This is a genomic window from Rhodanobacter lycopersici, assembly GCF_040812335.1.
Classification (GTDB): Bacteria; Pseudomonadota; Gammaproteobacteria; order Xanthomonadales; family Rhodanobacteraceae; genus Rhodanobacter_A; species Rhodanobacter_A lycopersici.
In genome coordinates this window covers 551,344-565,874 of sequence record NZ_JBFOHK010000002.1, presented here as the reverse complement: position 1 = coordinate 565,874, position 14,531 = coordinate 551,344, and the positions used below count along the sequence as shown (strand labels likewise).

General features: G+C 66.3%; 16 protein-coding genes. 10 read left to right on the top strand and 6 right to left on the bottom strand.

The window, feature by feature from the left end:
• Positions 1 to 319 precede the first annotated feature (319 nt).
• From ABQJ54_RS09420 to ABQJ54_RS09405, 4 genes are all read left to right on the top strand, one after another.
• Positions 320 to 892: a fimbrial protein gene (locus ABQJ54_RS09420; protein ID WP_367854036.1), complete on the top strand. Its 573-nt coding sequence runs from the start codon at positions 320 to 322 to the stop codon at positions 890 to 892.
• Between the two features lie 73 nt (positions 893 to 965).
• Positions 966 to 1,715, top strand: coding sequence for a fimbrial biogenesis chaperone (locus ABQJ54_RS09415; RefSeq protein WP_367854035.1), 750 nt, complete (start codon positions 966 to 968; stop codon positions 1,713 to 1,715).
• Positions 1,712 to 4,519 carry a fimbria/pilus outer membrane usher protein gene (locus tag ABQJ54_RS09410; RefSeq protein WP_367854034.1) on the top strand — a complete coding sequence of 936 codons (2,808 nt, stop codon included), beginning with the start codon at positions 1,712 to 1,714 and terminating at the stop codon, positions 4,517 to 4,519. The genes ABQJ54_RS09415 and ABQJ54_RS09410 overlap by 4 nt, the downstream gene beginning before the upstream one ends.
• Entirely contained in the window at positions 4,516 to 5,613 is a 1,098-nt protein-coding gene (locus ABQJ54_RS09405) for a fimbrial protein (protein ID WP_367854033.1), read from the top strand. The genes ABQJ54_RS09410 and ABQJ54_RS09405 overlap by 4 nt, the downstream gene beginning before the upstream one ends.
• 217 nt (positions 5,614 to 5,830) lie before the next feature.
• Here ABQJ54_RS09405 and ABQJ54_RS09400 read toward each other — a convergent pair whose 3' ends face one another.
• Both ABQJ54_RS09400 and ABQJ54_RS09395 read right to left on the bottom strand, forming a co-directional pair.
• A complete protein-coding gene (locus ABQJ54_RS09400; protein WP_367854032.1) occupies positions 5,831 to 6,256 on the bottom strand; it encodes a hypothetical protein in 426 nt (141 codons plus the stop codon).
• Positions 6,257 to 6,650: 394 nt separating this feature from the next.
• Complete coding sequence (locus ABQJ54_RS09395) at positions 6,651 to 7,412, bottom strand: ferredoxin--NADP reductase (protein WP_367854031.1); 762 nt, start codon at positions 7,410 to 7,412, stop codon at positions 6,651 to 6,653.
• A 95-nt stretch (positions 7,413 to 7,507) separates the two neighbouring features.
• Here ABQJ54_RS09395 and ABQJ54_RS09390 point away from each other — a divergent pair, with 95 nt between their 5' ends.
• The 3 genes from ABQJ54_RS09390 to ABQJ54_RS09380 all read left to right on the top strand — a co-directional run bounded on the left by ABQJ54_RS09390 (position 7,508) and on the right by ABQJ54_RS09380 (position 10,034).
• Positions 7,508 to 8,452, top strand: a complete 945-nt coding sequence (locus tag ABQJ54_RS09390) for an ABC transporter ATP-binding protein (protein WP_367854030.1) — start codon at positions 7,508 to 7,510, stop codon at positions 8,450 to 8,452.
• Positions 8,449 to 9,228 carry an ABC transporter permease gene (locus tag ABQJ54_RS09385; protein ID WP_367854029.1) on the top strand — a complete coding sequence of 260 codons (780 nt, stop codon included), beginning with the start codon at positions 8,449 to 8,451 and terminating at the stop codon, positions 9,226 to 9,228. The genes ABQJ54_RS09390 and ABQJ54_RS09385 overlap by 4 nt, the downstream gene beginning before the upstream one ends.
• An 86-nt stretch (positions 9,229 to 9,314) precedes the next feature.
• A complete protein-coding gene (locus tag ABQJ54_RS09380) occupies positions 9,315 to 10,034 on the top strand; it encodes a pseudouridine synthase (RefSeq protein ID WP_367854028.1) in 720 nt (239 codons plus the stop codon).
• Positions 10,035 to 10,068: 34 nt separating this feature from the next.
• Here the strand turns inward: ABQJ54_RS09380 and ABQJ54_RS09375 are convergent, their stop codons facing one another.
• On the bottom strand, positions 10,069 to 10,776 hold the full coding sequence (locus ABQJ54_RS09375; RefSeq protein WP_367854027.1) for an MgtC/SapB family protein: 708 nt from the start codon (positions 10,774 to 10,776) through the stop codon (positions 10,069 to 10,071).
• A gap of 68 nt (positions 10,777 to 10,844) precedes the next feature.
• Positions 10,845 to 11,867: a tRNA (adenosine(37)-N6)-threonylcarbamoyltransferase complex transferase subunit TsaD gene (gene tsaD / locus ABQJ54_RS09370; RefSeq protein ID WP_367854422.1), complete on the bottom strand. Its 1,023-nt coding sequence runs from the start codon at positions 11,865 to 11,867 to the stop codon at positions 10,845 to 10,847.
• Positions 11,868 to 12,003: 136 nt separating this feature from the next.
• On the opposite strand from tsaD, the gene rpsU reads away from it, so the two are divergent.
• Together rpsU and ABQJ54_RS09360 are read left to right on the top strand one after the other, a co-directional pair.
• On the top strand, positions 12,004 to 12,219 hold the full coding sequence (gene rpsU / locus ABQJ54_RS09365) for a 30S ribosomal protein S21 (RefSeq protein WP_077483322.1): 216 nt from the start codon (positions 12,004 to 12,006) through the stop codon (positions 12,217 to 12,219).
• A 184-nt stretch (positions 12,220 to 12,403) separates the two neighbouring features.
• Positions 12,404 to 12,850, top strand: coding sequence for a GatB/YqeY domain-containing protein (locus ABQJ54_RS09360; RefSeq protein WP_367854026.1), 447 nt, complete (start codon positions 12,404 to 12,406; stop codon positions 12,848 to 12,850).
• 169 nt (positions 12,851 to 13,019) lie between these two features.
• On the opposite strand, the gene ABQJ54_RS09355 is transcribed toward ABQJ54_RS09360, so the two are convergent.
• Positions 13,020 to 13,295, bottom strand: coding sequence for a hypothetical protein (locus tag ABQJ54_RS09355; protein WP_367854025.1), 276 nt, complete (start codon positions 13,293 to 13,295; stop codon positions 13,020 to 13,022).
• Between the two features lie 192 nt (positions 13,296 to 13,487).
• Here ABQJ54_RS09355 and ABQJ54_RS09350 point away from each other — a divergent pair, with 192 nt between their 5' ends.
• On the top strand, positions 13,488 to 13,658 hold the full coding sequence (locus ABQJ54_RS09350) for a DUF1328 domain-containing protein (protein WP_367854024.1): 171 nt from the start codon (positions 13,488 to 13,490) through the stop codon (positions 13,656 to 13,658).
• Between the two features lie 110 nt (positions 13,659 to 13,768).
• Here ABQJ54_RS09350 and ABQJ54_RS09345 read toward each other — a convergent pair whose 3' ends face one another.
• Positions 13,769 to 14,404 carry a GNAT family N-acetyltransferase gene (locus ABQJ54_RS09345; RefSeq protein WP_367854023.1) on the bottom strand — a complete coding sequence of 212 codons (636 nt, stop codon included), beginning with the start codon at positions 14,402 to 14,404 and terminating at the stop codon, positions 13,769 to 13,771.
• Positions 14,405 to 14,531: the final 127 nt, after the last annotated feature.

Sequence of the window (14,531 nt, the reverse complement as noted above, 5' to 3'; positions counted from 1 at the left end):
CGTTTCCGCACTTTTTTGCGTGAATGCGCGGTGAATTTGCCTGTAAACGGTGACGTGGTTCGCATATTGAGGTGCCACAATTTGTCAGGGGAGTCCGATGGGCGTCGTGGTTGCGGATGCGGCCACGTCGCGCATTTCCGCCCCGTTGCAGCAGCCGGGGGCTGCTCGCAACCGTCTCCGCCACCGTCTGGCATAGCGCTTGCATTTCCCGACCCGACCAGCCACGCGCAAGGCTGCAGTCCGGCGTGGCGCAGTGCCACCGCAGTTGTCTCCAGCGCGTCGAACCAGTTAGCAACCCAATCTCCGAAAGGAAATACGCATGAACAAGACCCTACTCGCCGCTGCCCTGATCGCCAGCTTCGGCATCGCAGCGTTTGCTCCGCAGGCGGCCCGCGCGGCCAACACCAGCTCGGGCACCATCACCTTCAACGGCACGCTCACCGCGTCCACCTGCACCGTGGCCGTAAACGGCAGCACCTCCAGCCTGGCTGTCACGCTGCCGACCACCCCGCTGGTCGATGGCGTGCTCGGGGCCAGTGGCAACTCGGCCGGCTGGACTCCGGTAACCCTCACCTTGAGCGGCTGCACCGGGTTGAACGGCTACACCAAGGTTTACCCGTATTTCCAGGGCGGCATCGACAGCACTACCGGTTACCTGACCAACACCGGTTCGGCCACCAACGTAGAAGTCGCATTGTCCAACAAGCAGGACCTGAACACCGGCGACCCGCTGACACTGCAAAACACGTCGGGCAACCAGAATGCGGGCACGCAATTGCTGTCTGCCTCTACCCCGACGTTCTCCTACTACGCCGGCTATGTGGCCAATGGCGGTGCTGCCGGCGCGGGTAGCGTCACCGCCTCCGTGACGTACAGCCTCAATTACCAGTAAGCGCAGGCAAGTCTCGCTGCTGCGGCCGGGGTTCCGGCCGCAGCGTACCCGCACACAGGCATCCGAGCCCTCCATGAACAAACCGATCCGTGCCATGGCCGCGACACTGCTGACTGCAGGCTGCGCGCTGTGCACCGCCCACGCCAACGTCATCATCGGCGGCACCCGGGTGATCTTTCCGGCCAAGGACGGTGAGGTCACGGTGCGCCTGACCAACCAGAACACCACGCCGGCGCTGGTCGAGGCCTGGATCGACAGCGGCGACCCGGAGTCCACGCCGGACAAGGTGAATACGCCGTTCCTGATCACGCCGCCGCTGTTCCGGATGGACCCGCATCGCGACCAGAGCCTGCGCATCCTGTTCACCCACAGCGACCAGCCCTTGCCAAGCGACCGCGAGTCGGTGTTCTGGCTCAACGTGCTGGAAGTGCCGCCCAAGCCCAGCGGCCCGCAATTCCTGGACAAGAACTACATGCAGATGGCGATCCGCTCGCGGCTGAAACTGTTCTACCGGCCCGCCGGGCTGGCGGGCGATCCGGCGAAGGCGCCGAACGAACTCAGCTTCAAGGCGGCCAACGGGGCCGGCCCGGTCGCGCTGGTGGTGCACAACCCTACGCCGTATTACGTGACCATCGCCCAGATCACGGTGAATGCCGGCGGCACTTCGCACAAGGTGGACCCCGGCATGGTCGCGCCGCTTTCCGATTTGCGCCTGGCCGTGCCGGACCTGAAACAGGCCCCGGGTACGGGCAGTGCGGTCCAATACGACTGCATCAATGACTACGGCGCCGACGTGGTCCTCAAGGCTACCGTCTCGCCGTGAAGCCCCGGCGCGCCACGCACCGGCTTGGCCGTCACTGGCCAGTGGCATGCCACCGCGCGCTGCTCTGCGCGGGTATTGCCGCTGCGCTGGCCGGTTGGGCTGGCGGCGCGAGTGCATCACCGGTCAGCGGCGCGAGCGCATCCGCGTCTCCCGGCGCCGCGGCCCCCAACGGTGCGGATGCCAGTGCCGGCAGCTACGTGGATTTCGACCGCAGCCTGCTGTCCGGCGCCGGCCAGAACACCACCGACCTGTCCCGCTTTGAACACGGCAACCCGGTGCTTGCCGGCAGCTACAACACGGATATCTACCTCAACAGCACCTGGGTCGGCCGCAGGGACGTACGCTTCGCCGCCGCATCCGCCAAGGTCAATGCCACCGCCTGCGTGGACCGCGCCCTGCTCGACCAGATGGGGCTGCATCCGGCGAAACTCTCCGACGGGATCATCGCGCGCCTCGACGACCCCACAGCCTGCGTCGGTATCGGCGACCTGATCCAGGGCGCCACCATGGTGTTCGACATGTCGCAGCTGCGACTGGACATCAGTGTCCCGCAGGCCTACCTGGGCCAGATGCCCCGGGGCTACGTCAGTCCGGAATATTGGGATGCCGGCGTCCCGGCGGCCCTGCTGAACTACAACTTCAACAGCTACCACAGCACCACCCAGGGCCAGAGCCAGACCACGACGTACCTTGGACTGAACAGCGGCCTCAATGTCGGCCCCTGGCACTTGCGCGAAGATGCCACCGTCGACTGGCAGTCGGCCACGGCCAACAGCCCGGCGCGCCGCAAGTGGCAGAACATCGATACCTACCTGCAGCGGGACCTTCCCTCGCTGCGTGCGCTGCTCACGATCGGCGACAGCTATACCGACGGCGCAGTCTTCGACAGCTACGGGATCCGCGGAGTGCAACTCGCCACCGACGACCGCATGCTGCCGCAGTCCCTGCAGGGTTATGCCCCCATCGTGCGTGGCGTGGCGCAGACCAACGCCAGGGTCACCGTGCGCCAGAACGGGATCCTGATCTACCAGACCACGGTGGCGCCCGGCCCGTTCACGATCAACGATCTGTACCCGACCGGCTACGGCGGCAACCTGGATGTCACCGTGACCGAAGCGGACGGTCGCGTAAGCACCTTCACCGTGCCCTATGCCTCGGTGGCGCAACTGCTGCGCCCCGGCATCACTCGTTTCGACGTGGCCGTGGGTGAGTTGCGCGATGCCACGATCACGGACAAGCCCGCCGTCGCGCAGGCCACGCTGCAGCATGGCTTCAGCAATCTGCTGACGGGTTATGCCGGTCTCGTCGGCTCGCAGGGTTATGTCGCCGCCCTGGTCGGTGCCGCGATCGACACGCGTTTCGGGGCACTTGCGCTGGACGTCACCCAGGCGAACACGCACATCCCGGGCTACGCGACGCAATCCGGGCAAAGCATGCGGGTGACCTACAGCAAGATCATTCCGTCGACGCAGACCACGCTGTCAGTCGCTGCGTACCGCTATTCGACCGGTGGTTTCCTCAGTGTTACCCAAGCCGCCGAGGCACGCGGTTACGCGCGCCAGGGAATCAATGCCTTCGCGATCGTGCCAGCGTCAACTGTGCCAATGATCGATGGCGTACCGGAACAAAGCGTACTTACCCCGGCTCAGCTTGCCGCACTCACGGGCAGTGCGTTTACCACCAACCCGATCCTCTCGGGCACTGGCGTGCAACGCCAGCGCAACAATTTCACGCTTTCACTCAATCAGAGCCTCGGACAGAGCGGCGGCTCGATCTATGCCAACGTATCTGCCAGTGACTACTGGAACCAGCACGGCAACGACACGCAATTCCAGGTTGGCTACAACAATCATTTCCGGCAGGTGTCCTACAGCATCTCGGCCACGCGGTCGGTTGATCCGCTCGGCCATTATGACAACCAGTATTTCGTGAACTTCAGCCTGCCGCTGGGCGATAGCCCGCATGCGCCAACCTTCACGCTGAATCTTGCGCACGACCAGGCCAGCGGCTCGCAGGACCAGGCGATGGTGAGCGGCTCGCTGGGTTCGGACAACCAGTTCAACTACGGCGCCACAGCGACGCACGGCAATACCGGCAGCGGCAACGCCGCCAGCGTGAATGCGGGTTACCGCAGTCCGTATGGCGTATTCAACGCCAGCTATGGCGATGGCAGCGGCTATTCCCAGGCGTCGCTGGGGATGAGCGGCGCCATCGTCGCACACCCGGGCGGCATCACCTTTGGCCAGCCGATCGGCGATACGGTCGGCATCGTCTACGCCCCGGGCGCCGCAGGCGCACGCTTGAACAGTTCCGCCGGCGCGCGCATCGATCACTTTGGCTACGCCATCGTGCCTTTCCTCACGGCGTACAACCTCAACACCGTCCAGATCGACCCCAAGGGGTTGCCGCTGGATGTGCAACTCGATGCCACCAGCGTGCAGGTGGCACCCTATGCCGGTGCCGTGGTGATGCTGAAATTCAAGACCGAGAGTGGTCGCACCATCATCGTGGATGCCCACATGCCCAACGGCAACGCATTGCCATTCGGCGCCGAGGTATTCAATGAAAAGGGAACTTCGCTGGGCGTGGTCGGCCAGGCCGGACAGATTCTGGTGCGCGGTGTCGAGCAATCCGGCCGGCTGAGTGTCCGCTGGCAGGACGACAGCGGTAACGCCCAATCCTGCTCATTCGCCTACCAGCTTGCGCCCCAAGCCAAGAACCGACACGCGAAAAGCCACGAAGAAATCAAGGTGATGTGCGTAAATCCAGACGCTGTCGCGCAAGTCACGAGGAGTGGTACATGATGCAAAGGTCCAGCCACCTTCCGTTGGGCATGCGATGCCTTCTCTGGTTATTGCTGCTGCTTGCCTGCGGACCGCTGCTGGCAGCCACGACACCCCCTCCCAATTGCACTGCCTCGTCGGTGACGCTGGGCATGCCCAGCGGTATCAGCGTCCAGCCGGATGCGCCCATCGGCCCCATCTCCGGCGCAACCGGCACCGCCACCATAATCTTCACCTGCAGCGGCCTTCCGGCCAGCACCAAATCGACCGATTACACGGCAATCATCCAGGCCGGCCAGACTCTGGCCACGCTGGACAGCACCAATGTGCCGGCCGGCCCCGGCATCACTTTCAAAACCAACATCTCTGGCATTGCACTGCTTGTCACTGCCAGCCCCGTCCAGGCCACCAGCGAGAGCGGCAGTGTCAACGATGGCCCCACCAGCACGGCAGGTTATGTGCCTGGCTCGGTCGTTGCCCCCAGTGGAACCCCGGTGGGAACCTACTCGAATTCCGTGACGGCCAGCTACACGGGGCAACTGGTCAAGACCACCACAGGCGCAGTCACGCCAGGCACGATAAATACGATCAGCCTGATACCGTTCTGGTGGTATATCCCCGGCGGCAGCGTGGATTCCACCAGCATCAACCTGAATGCATCGCTCAATCTTCCGGCCATCACGGTAAGCGTGCCCACGTGCACCATCAGTGGCGGGAACAGCTTTACGGTGACCCTGCCAACCGCGTCTACCCAGGACTTGTCGGCTACCGGCAAAGTCACTGACATGACTCCCTTCAGCATCGTGGTGACCGGCTGTCCCGACAACGTCAGCGTGGCCAGCAATGTTTTCACTGGCGGCAACATCAATACGGACGGCAACCTCAAGAACACGGGCACAGCCAAGCGTGTCGAGCTGCAGTTGTTGAACGGAGCAGGCAGCAGCAACGCGGCTGCCCAATCCGTGATCAATCTGAAAACGGGAGCCAATTCCGGGAAGTACAACATCGTTGGCGGCAATGTGACGTTGAACTACTTTGTGCAGTATTACGCCACGGGCAAGGCAGCTGCCGGCACGGTGAAAAGTTCAGTGACGTACACCATTACCTACAATTAGACCGGCGTGGACATTCCACCCGTGCGTGCGGGCAGGATCCACCGAAGCACCACAGACTGTTTGCTACTCGGCAACGGTGAACGAGCGCGTCGAGACGTTCTTCCCGATCTGGTCTGGACCGTCAAAGTCGCCTCCCTTCGGGGCCGCTGACGACACGAACCTCATCCGCGAACCACGGCCTCGGGTTTTCCGCGCCACGTAGCAAAGATCCGCGGCATCACTCGTAGGTCTGGGTCACCAGCACCGGACCCGCCGAACCGGACGGCTGGGCCGCGAGGACGTAACCGGCGAAATACCTGAGCACCCGATCCGGCTCCGCGGTGGACAGGCGCACGACGCTCACGCTGTAAGGCCGCGACACCGTCGTTGCAGTGCCGGCAGTCGTCGGAACCGGGCAGTTCTGCTGAAGCGGCCGATGCTTCCGATCGGCACCGGTCGCCGGATTCAAGGCACCCGGCATGAACGCGATGCTGCAAGTCGGCGCGACGATGGCGCCGACAAACGTGATCGTGCCACCTTCGATCGTGCCGCTGCCCCCCGCCCTCGCTACGGGCGATGCCAGCAGCGAAACCAGGAAACAGCCGACCCAGACCAACCACTGCGGAACACGCATGACGCTGCCCTCCACCCGGTACTCGCGCATGCCGCGGGTACCTGAGAAGGCACATCGGCGCACGCCCCCGGAGCTTGAGAGCGTCTGCCGGATGCAGTGGCCAAAATGAGAACCACATCACACAAAAATGGCTATTCGACTATCAGACCACCTTGGGCAGACAGCCCCGGCAACTCCATGCTTCACTCGCATGATTTTCTTTTGAAACAATGGCTTGGAAAATTTCTGCGGTTGCGGTGGGTAACTTGATGGCACCGTCTCCAGGAAATCGTTCCAGCGCAGCCAAGGCAGTGGGACGCCCACGCCAAGGCGGTCGCCACTTATCGGTCGCTGCGCCCGGCAGCGACCAGCGTGCCCGGTCTGGATTATCGGTCGAGGTGCCGGGGGCTTGAGGCCCGACCCGCACCGGCCAATGTCATCGGCATCAGCGCGACGAGATGTACTTCTCGCGCCGGATCTGCGGCACCGGCAAGCCGTATTCCTTCAGCGCGGTGAACACCGCATCGACCATGTTGGGATTGCCGCAGAGGTAGGCGATGTCGCGACCCTCGTGGGGGGCGAGCTCGGCCAACACACCTTGCACGTGACCGCTGCGGTCGCTGGCGCGGGGCACGGCACGCGGCTGGCGGCTGAGGCACCCGTGGAAGCTGAAGCCAGGATGGGTCTGGGCGAAAGCCTCGAATTCCCCACCGTAGAGCAGCTCGGCCTCGTTGCGGGCGCCATACAGCAGCACCACTTCACGGCCACCTTTCGCCAGCAGCTGCTCGATCTGCGGCAGCATCGCCCTATAGGGGGTGACGCCGGTGCCGGTGGCGAGCAGCAGGTAGCGCGGATGCACGTCGCCGGCCTGCAGGCAGAAGCGGCCGTAGGGACCACTGGCATCGATGACCCCGCCGATCGGCAATTCGCCCAGCAACTTGGTGGCCGCACCGCCCTCCACATAGCTCACCGCGATCTCGATGCGCCCGACTTCAACAGGCACGCCCGGCGAACTGCCCTCGCCCACGGTGGCCACCGAATAGCTGCGCTTGGTGGGCGTGCCGTCGTCGTAGTGGAAATGGACCTGCAGGAACTGCCCCGGCACGAAGGCCAGCGGCTGGCCGTCGACGCGTTCGAACGCGAGATGGCGCACGGTGGGTGCCAGCATGCGGCTGTCGACGAGGCGTAGCTGGAAATGGTCGGCCATGAACGGATTCCGGGAAACAGTGCGTGCACCCGGCGGTACCGGGCGGCGGAAGTTGGCCCGCTATAATAAGAGGCTCGCCCTTTCCGGTGCAGCCCATGAGCCACGTTCCCGCGCTCGTCGTCGACAATTTGCGCAAGACCTACGGCAACGGCGTGGAGGCCCTCAAGGGCGTCTCGCTGACCGTGCAGCCCGGCGACTTCTTCGCTCTGCTCGGCCCGAACGGCGCCGGCAAGTCCACCCTGATCGGCATCCTCTCCTCGCTGGTGAATTCCAGCGGCGGTGACGCGCAGGTGTTCGGCGTCTCCGTCAACAGGCAGCGCAACGAGGCGATGAAGCTGATCGGCCTGGTGCCGCAGGAGATCAACTTCAACCAGTTCGAGAAGCCGTTCGACATCTGCGTCAACGAGGCGGGCTTCTACGGCATCCCGCGGAAGATCGCAGCCCAGCGCGCGGAGAAATACCTGAAGGAGCTGCGCCTGTGGGACAAGGCGCAGCATCAGGCACGCATGCTCTCCGGCGGCATGAAGCGGCGCCTGATGATCGCCCGCGCGATGATGAACGAGCCGAAGCTGCTGATCCTGGACGAGCCCACCGCGGGCGTGGATATCGAGATACGCCGCTCGATGTGGCAGTTCATCAGCGGCATCAACGCGGCCGGCACCACGGTGATCCTCACTACGCACTACCTGGAGGAGGCCGAGCAGCTGTGCCGCAACATCGCGATCATCGACCACGGCACGATCGTGGAGAACACCACGATGAAGCAGCTGCTGGCCAAGCTCGACGTGGAGACCTTCGTGCTCGACGTGGCGCAGGTGCCGGATGGCCTGCCCGCATTGCCCGGCGTGGCGCTGCGCCGGGTGGACGAGCACACGCTGGAAGCGGAGATGGCGCGCACCCACGACCTCAATTCGCTGTTCGCCGCGCTCAGCGCGCACGGCATCACGGTGACCTCGATGCGCAACAAGACCAACCGGCTGGAGGAGCTGTTCGTGCGCCTGGTGGAACAGGGCCGCAACGGCCAGGAGCTGGCCGCATGAGCAACGCCGCCGCCAACCTGGTCGCCCTCCACACCATCGTGCGCCGCGAGATCGTGCGCATCCTGCGCATCTGGACGCAGACGCTGATCCCGCCCGCGATCACCATGACGCTGTACTTCGTGATCTTCGGCAAGCTGATCGGCAGCCGCATCGGCACCATCCAGGGCGGCTACACCTACATGCAGTACATCGTGCCGGGCCTGGTGATGATGAGCATCATCACCAACAGCTACGGCAACATCTCCAGCTCGTTCTTCGGCGCCAAGTTCAGCCGCGCGGTGGAGGAGATGCTGGTGTCGCCGATGCCGGACTGGGTGATCCTCACCGGCTACGTGACCGGCGCGGTGACGCGCGGCCTCGCGGTGGGCGTGCTGGTGCTGGGCATCGCGCTGTTCTTCACCTCGCTGCACATCGAGCACCCGCTGATCACCTTCGCCGCGGTGCTGCTGGGCTCGGTGATCTTCTCGCTGGCCGGCTTCGTCAATGCGGTGTACGCGAAGAAGTTCGACGACATCGCCCTGGTGCCCACCTTCATCCTCACCCCGCTCACCTACCTCGGCGGCGTGTTCTACTCGATCCAGATGCTGGGCGAGCCGTGGCAGGCGATCTCGCGGATCAACCCGATCCTGTACATGGTCAACGCGTTCCGCTACGGCGTGCTCGGCATCAGCGACGTGCACGTGGGCGTGGCGTTCGTGGTGATGCTGGGCTTCGTGGTCGCGCTCGCCGCGTTCGGGCTGCAACTGCTCAAGCGCGGCGTTGGGCTGCGTTCGTAGGAGCGGCTTCAGCCGCGATCCAACCGCCATGCCATCGCGGCTGAAGCCGCTCCTACAAGCCGCTCCTACCGGTTCAGGTCCGACCCATGCGCGTCAACAAGTACATCAGCGAAGCCGGCCTGTGCTCGCGCCGCGAAGCCGACGAATGGCTGATCGCCGGCCGCGTGACCATCAACGGCGAGGTCGTTTCCACCGGCGCGAAGGCGCTTGAAGGCGACGAGGTGCGCGTGGACGGCGAGCTGGTCAAGGCGCGCATCCTCGCCGCCACGCCGGCTGCGAAGAAGGCGGTCTACATAGCGCTGAACAAGCCGGTGGGCATCACCTGCACCACCGATCACGGTGTGGACGGCAACATCGTGGATTTCGTCGACCACCCGCAGCGCGTCTTCCCGGTCGGCCGGCTGGACAAGGATTCGGAAGGGCTGATCCTGCTCACCAGCAACGGCGACATTGTCAACGAGATCCTGCGCGCCGAGAACCACCACGAGAAGGAATACCTGGTGGCGGTGAACAAGCCGGTCACCGAGGAATTTCTCGCTGGCATGGCGCGCGGCGTGCGCGTGCACGGGCAGATGACCAGGCCCTGCCGCACCCGCAAGATTGCCAGGTTCGGCTTTGCCATCGTGCTCACCCAGGGCCTGAACCGGCAGATCCGCCTGATGGCGGCCGCGTTCGGCTACCGCGTCACCCAGCTGCGCCGCGTGCGCATCGTCAACGTGAAGCTCGGCCACCTGAAGCCCGGCCAGTGGCGCAACCTCACCGACGCCGAGCTGAAAGGCCTGCTGCCGCAGCGCACGCAATGGTGAACGCACTCTGGTGACGAGGGCGCCGGCGCCACGGTCACGTCGCCGCGGTGCGGTCCGTGCCTGGCGGATCGAACGACACGGAACGCAGCCCCTCGATCTGCCGCATGCCGTCCGCCAGCGCCGCCAGTTGCCCGGCTTGCACCGAACGCTGGAACAGGATGTCGACGACGTCCTCGCCCGTTTCCTGGCGGCGGAGGATGATCTTGAACGTGGGCAGGTGATGCCGCGCCAGCACCGCCTCCACCGCCGACAGCGCCGGCACGCCGCCGAGCCGCACGGTCACCCGCGGGTGCCGGTTCCTGGACTGGATGAAGCGCCGCTCGATCGGCTTGAGCAGGGCGAGGATCACCCAGATCACTGCGGTGGCCGCAACCGCCGCGAAATACAGGCCGCTGCCGGCCGCCAGCCCGATCGCCGAAACCGCCCACAGGCCCGCCGCCGTGGTCAGCCCGCGGATCACCTGTTCGCGCTGCAGGAACAGGATGGTGCCCGCGCCGAGGAAGCCGACGCCGCTGATGACCTGCGCGGCGATGCGCGAAGGGTCGAGCACGACGTCCGGCCGCGTCAGCACGTCGGCAAAGCCAAACGCCGAGACGATGATCGCCAGCGCCGCCCCCACGCTCACCAGCATGTGCGTGCGCAGCCCCGCCGCCCATTCCAGCCTGCCCCGGTTGACGCCGATCACGCCACCCAGGAGGGCGGCCAGCAGCAGGCGGAGGAGGATTTCGTAAGGCTGGATCATGCGGGGATGCACCTCATGGCCGGTGGACCCAATGCAGCGTATCAGGCGGCCGACCGGAACATCCCCGGCTAGGCCGCCGGCAGCTCTTCCAGGTTCCAGCGCGGGCGCACCTCGACCGCCTCGCCCTGGTGCTGGCCGCTGGCCAATCGGATCGCGCCGGCCAGCGCGATCATCGCGCCGTTGTCGGTGCAGAACGCCAGGCGCGGGAAATAGGTGCGGAAGCCGTCCTTTTCGCCGGCCGCGGCCAGTTCGGCGCGCAGGCGGCGGTTGGCGCCCACGCCGCCGGCGATCACCAGACTATGGGTGCCGGTGGCCTGCAGCGCACGGCGGCACTTGATCAGCAAGGTGTCGACGATCGCCTCCTCGAAAGCGCGGGCGATGTCAGCGCGGGTCTGCTCGCCCTGGTCCGAGTGCTGCCAGGCCAGCAGCACCTGGGTCTTCAGCCCGGAGAAGCTGAAGTCCAGCCCGGGACGGTCGGTCATCGGCCGCGAGAAACGGAACACGCCGGGCCGGCCCTGCTCGGCCAGCCTGGCCAGCGCCGGGCCGCCGGGATACGGCAGGCCCATCAGCTTGGCGGTCTTGTCGAAGGCCTCGCCCGCGGCGTCGTCCAGGGTGTCGCCCAGGATGCGGTAGTCGCCGATCGCCTTCACCTCGACCAGCAGCGAATGGCCGCCGGAGACCAGCAGGGCCACGAACGGCGGCTGGGGCGGGTCGTCCTCCAGCAGTGGCGCCAGCAGGTGGCCCTCCATGTGATGCACCCCGATCGCCGGCACGCCCAGCGCCCAGGCCAGCGCACGACCCGCCGCCGCCCCCACCAACAGGGCGCCGACCAGGCCGGGGCCGGCGGTATACGCCACCCCGCCCAGGTCGACGGGCGTCAGGCCGGCCTCGGCCAGCGCCTCGCGCACCAGTGGCAGCAGCTTGCGCACGTGGTCGCGGCTGGCCAGCTCCGGCACCACGCCGCCGTAGTCGGCATGCAGCTTGACCTGGCTGTACAGGGCATGGGCCAGCAGGCCCCGGCCCGGCGCCTCCGGCTCCCAGCGCAGGATCGCCACGCCGGTCTCGTCGCAGGAGGATTCGATGCCCAGCACCGGCTTGCCCGTCACGGGCAGGCGGTTGTCGGCCGCCGGATGCGGCTTTGAAAATCTGTCATCAGACACGGTATACTTCGCGGCTCGCCGTATTCAACAGTCCCGGAAGTGGGACAGATTAACACTCGGAGTATCCATGCCCAACGTCAAAGTCCGCGAGAACGAGCCGTTCGAGATCGCGCTGCGTCGTTTCAAGCGTACCTGCGAGAAGGCCGGTGTCCTGGCCGAGACCCGCAAGCGCGAGTTCTACGAAAAGCCGACCCAGGAGCGCAAGCGCAAGCGCGCTGCCGCGGTGAAGCGTCACCTGCGCCGTCTGTCGCGCGACGTTTCGCGCAAGACTCGCCTGTACTGAGCTCCTGTCGCTGCCGCCCGGCGGCAGAGCGCACGCCTTCACGTCGCGCATGCAGGTTACGCGGCTGGCGCGGTTCCCCGCAGCCGCCGCAAGCACTCAGACACGACCAGCCGGTGTTGCCCCAGGCAACGCCGGCTTTGTCGTTTCCGTAGAATCCCTTCCCCACCACCCGGAACGCCCGCCCATGACGCTCAAGCAGCAGCTCACCGACGACATGAAGGCCGCCATGCGCGGCGGCGACAAGCATCGCCTCGGCGTGATCCGGCTGGTGCTGGCGGCGGTCAAGCAGCGCGAGGTGGACGAGCGCATCGAGCTGGACGACGCCCAGACCCTCGCCGTGCTGGAAAAGATGCTGAAGCAGCGCCGCGATTCGGTAAGCCAGTACGCCGGCGCCGGCCGCGAGGACCTTGCCGATGTCGAACGCGCCGAGATGACGGTGATCGAGGCCTACCTGCCGGCCCAGCTCGACGCGGCCGAGCTCGACGCGCTGATCGCCGCCGCCATCGCCGGCACGGGCGCCAGCTCGCCGCGCGACATGGGCAAGGTGATGGCCGCGGTGAAGGAACAGGCCGCCGGTCGCGCCGACATGGCCCAGGTCTCCGCGCGCATCAAGGCGAAGCTGGCGGGGTAATCCTTGGGCTGGGAAAGTGCTTTCCTGCACTTTCTCGACTCGCCGAGCCCGGCGCATGTGCCCGCTTCATCCGTGAAGCGGACCCTGCGGGCCAACCTTCGGTTGTCCAAAGTCGTTCCATGCGGATTTGTCCGGCCTCGGCTCCGCCAGGCTGTTTCTCGACAACCTGTCAGCGCCAGCTCATCGAGTACGCGAACAGCAGCACCAGGAACAGGCTGGCCACCACGGCTGCCGCCAGCGCACAGCGGCGCCGGCACAGCCGCCGCCAGTTCGCGCCATCCAGGAACCAGAGCCCGGAAACCGGGCTGCGCAGCACGGCGAGGCTGGCCAGTTGCTGCCAGGCGAAGTCCACGCGCAGGCCCAGCTCTTCCGCGCTGCGTGCGCTGTCCACCGCGAGCGCACCGGCCCGCTCGAACGCGCGCACGATGGCGCGCTGCCTGCGCATCCGCATTGCCGTCAACAGCATCGCCGCCCCTCGAACCGATCGCCGCCGCAGCTTGCCGGGGGCGGTAGCCAGGCGCAAGCCAGATGCGTCGCGTTCACAAACGCATCGCTACAAGCTTAAAAGGGTCGCGGACATCCCACCCGCGGCCACTTCCCCTTGCACGCGGCAGGCCGTCAGCCGCAGGAGTAGCGCATGCTCAAGTGGGCCATCATCTTCGCCATCATCTCGCTGGTCACCGGCCTGTTCGGTTTCCGCGGCATTTCCGGTGTGACCGGCGCCATCGCCCGGTTCCTGTTCGCGATCTTCCTGATCCTGTTCCTGATCGCCGTGCTGGCCATGATCGGGGTATTCCGCATCCTCTGACGCCCGGCCACGCCATGGCCTGCGGGCTCGCCGCGGCAAGGCGAGCCGCGAATCCACCCGGCCACTTCCCGCCTCTCCACCAGGGAGGGGGAACGTGGCGCAACCCCGGTCTACCCGAGCACCCGTTCCATCCGCCGGTGACCCGGCACCGCCCCCTGCGCATTGGCCAGCGCGGAATGCCGCTCGCCGGTCACCGCGAAACCCAGCCGCTCGTACAAGGCCTGCGCGCGCGGGTTGCTCGCGGCCACGTCCAGCACCATGCGCCGCCGCCCCAGCTGCAGGCCACACCGGATCAGTTCGTTGATCAAGGCCAGCCCGATGCCCTGCCCGCGCAGGGCCGGCGACACGCCCAGGTGCGCGAGGTAGTGCATGCCGCGGGCAGGCGGCGGGATCACCCGTTCCACGCGCCGCCCGCGCGCGATCACCCCCGGCGCATGGCGCAGGCCGTAGTGCGCGAGGATCTGCCGCGCCACCGACAGCGTGAATGCCAGCGACGTCTCGCCGCCGTAGCCCGCGCCTGCCGCCACCACCACGCCATCCAGCTCACCCACCACATGGTTGCGCCAGCCGAACTCGCCGTTGCCGTCGACGAAGGCGCGGCGCAGGAAGGCCTGCGCGTCGCCGCATCCGGCCAGCGCGAAAACGTAGTCGAACGCCGCAGGGCCGGAGCTGTGGATCAGCGGCACCGCGGTCTCCGCATCCTGCGCGGTGGCCACGCGAAAACGCACTGCCGGACTCTCTGCCATCGCCTTTCCCCCTGCCAGAACCTTGTGCATGCTAGCCAGCGGCGCGGGCACCGCCAGCCGCCAACCCACGGATTGGCCGAATCACCACCCGTGCGTGGCCGGTTCGCCCCCGTGGGGGATCGACCCT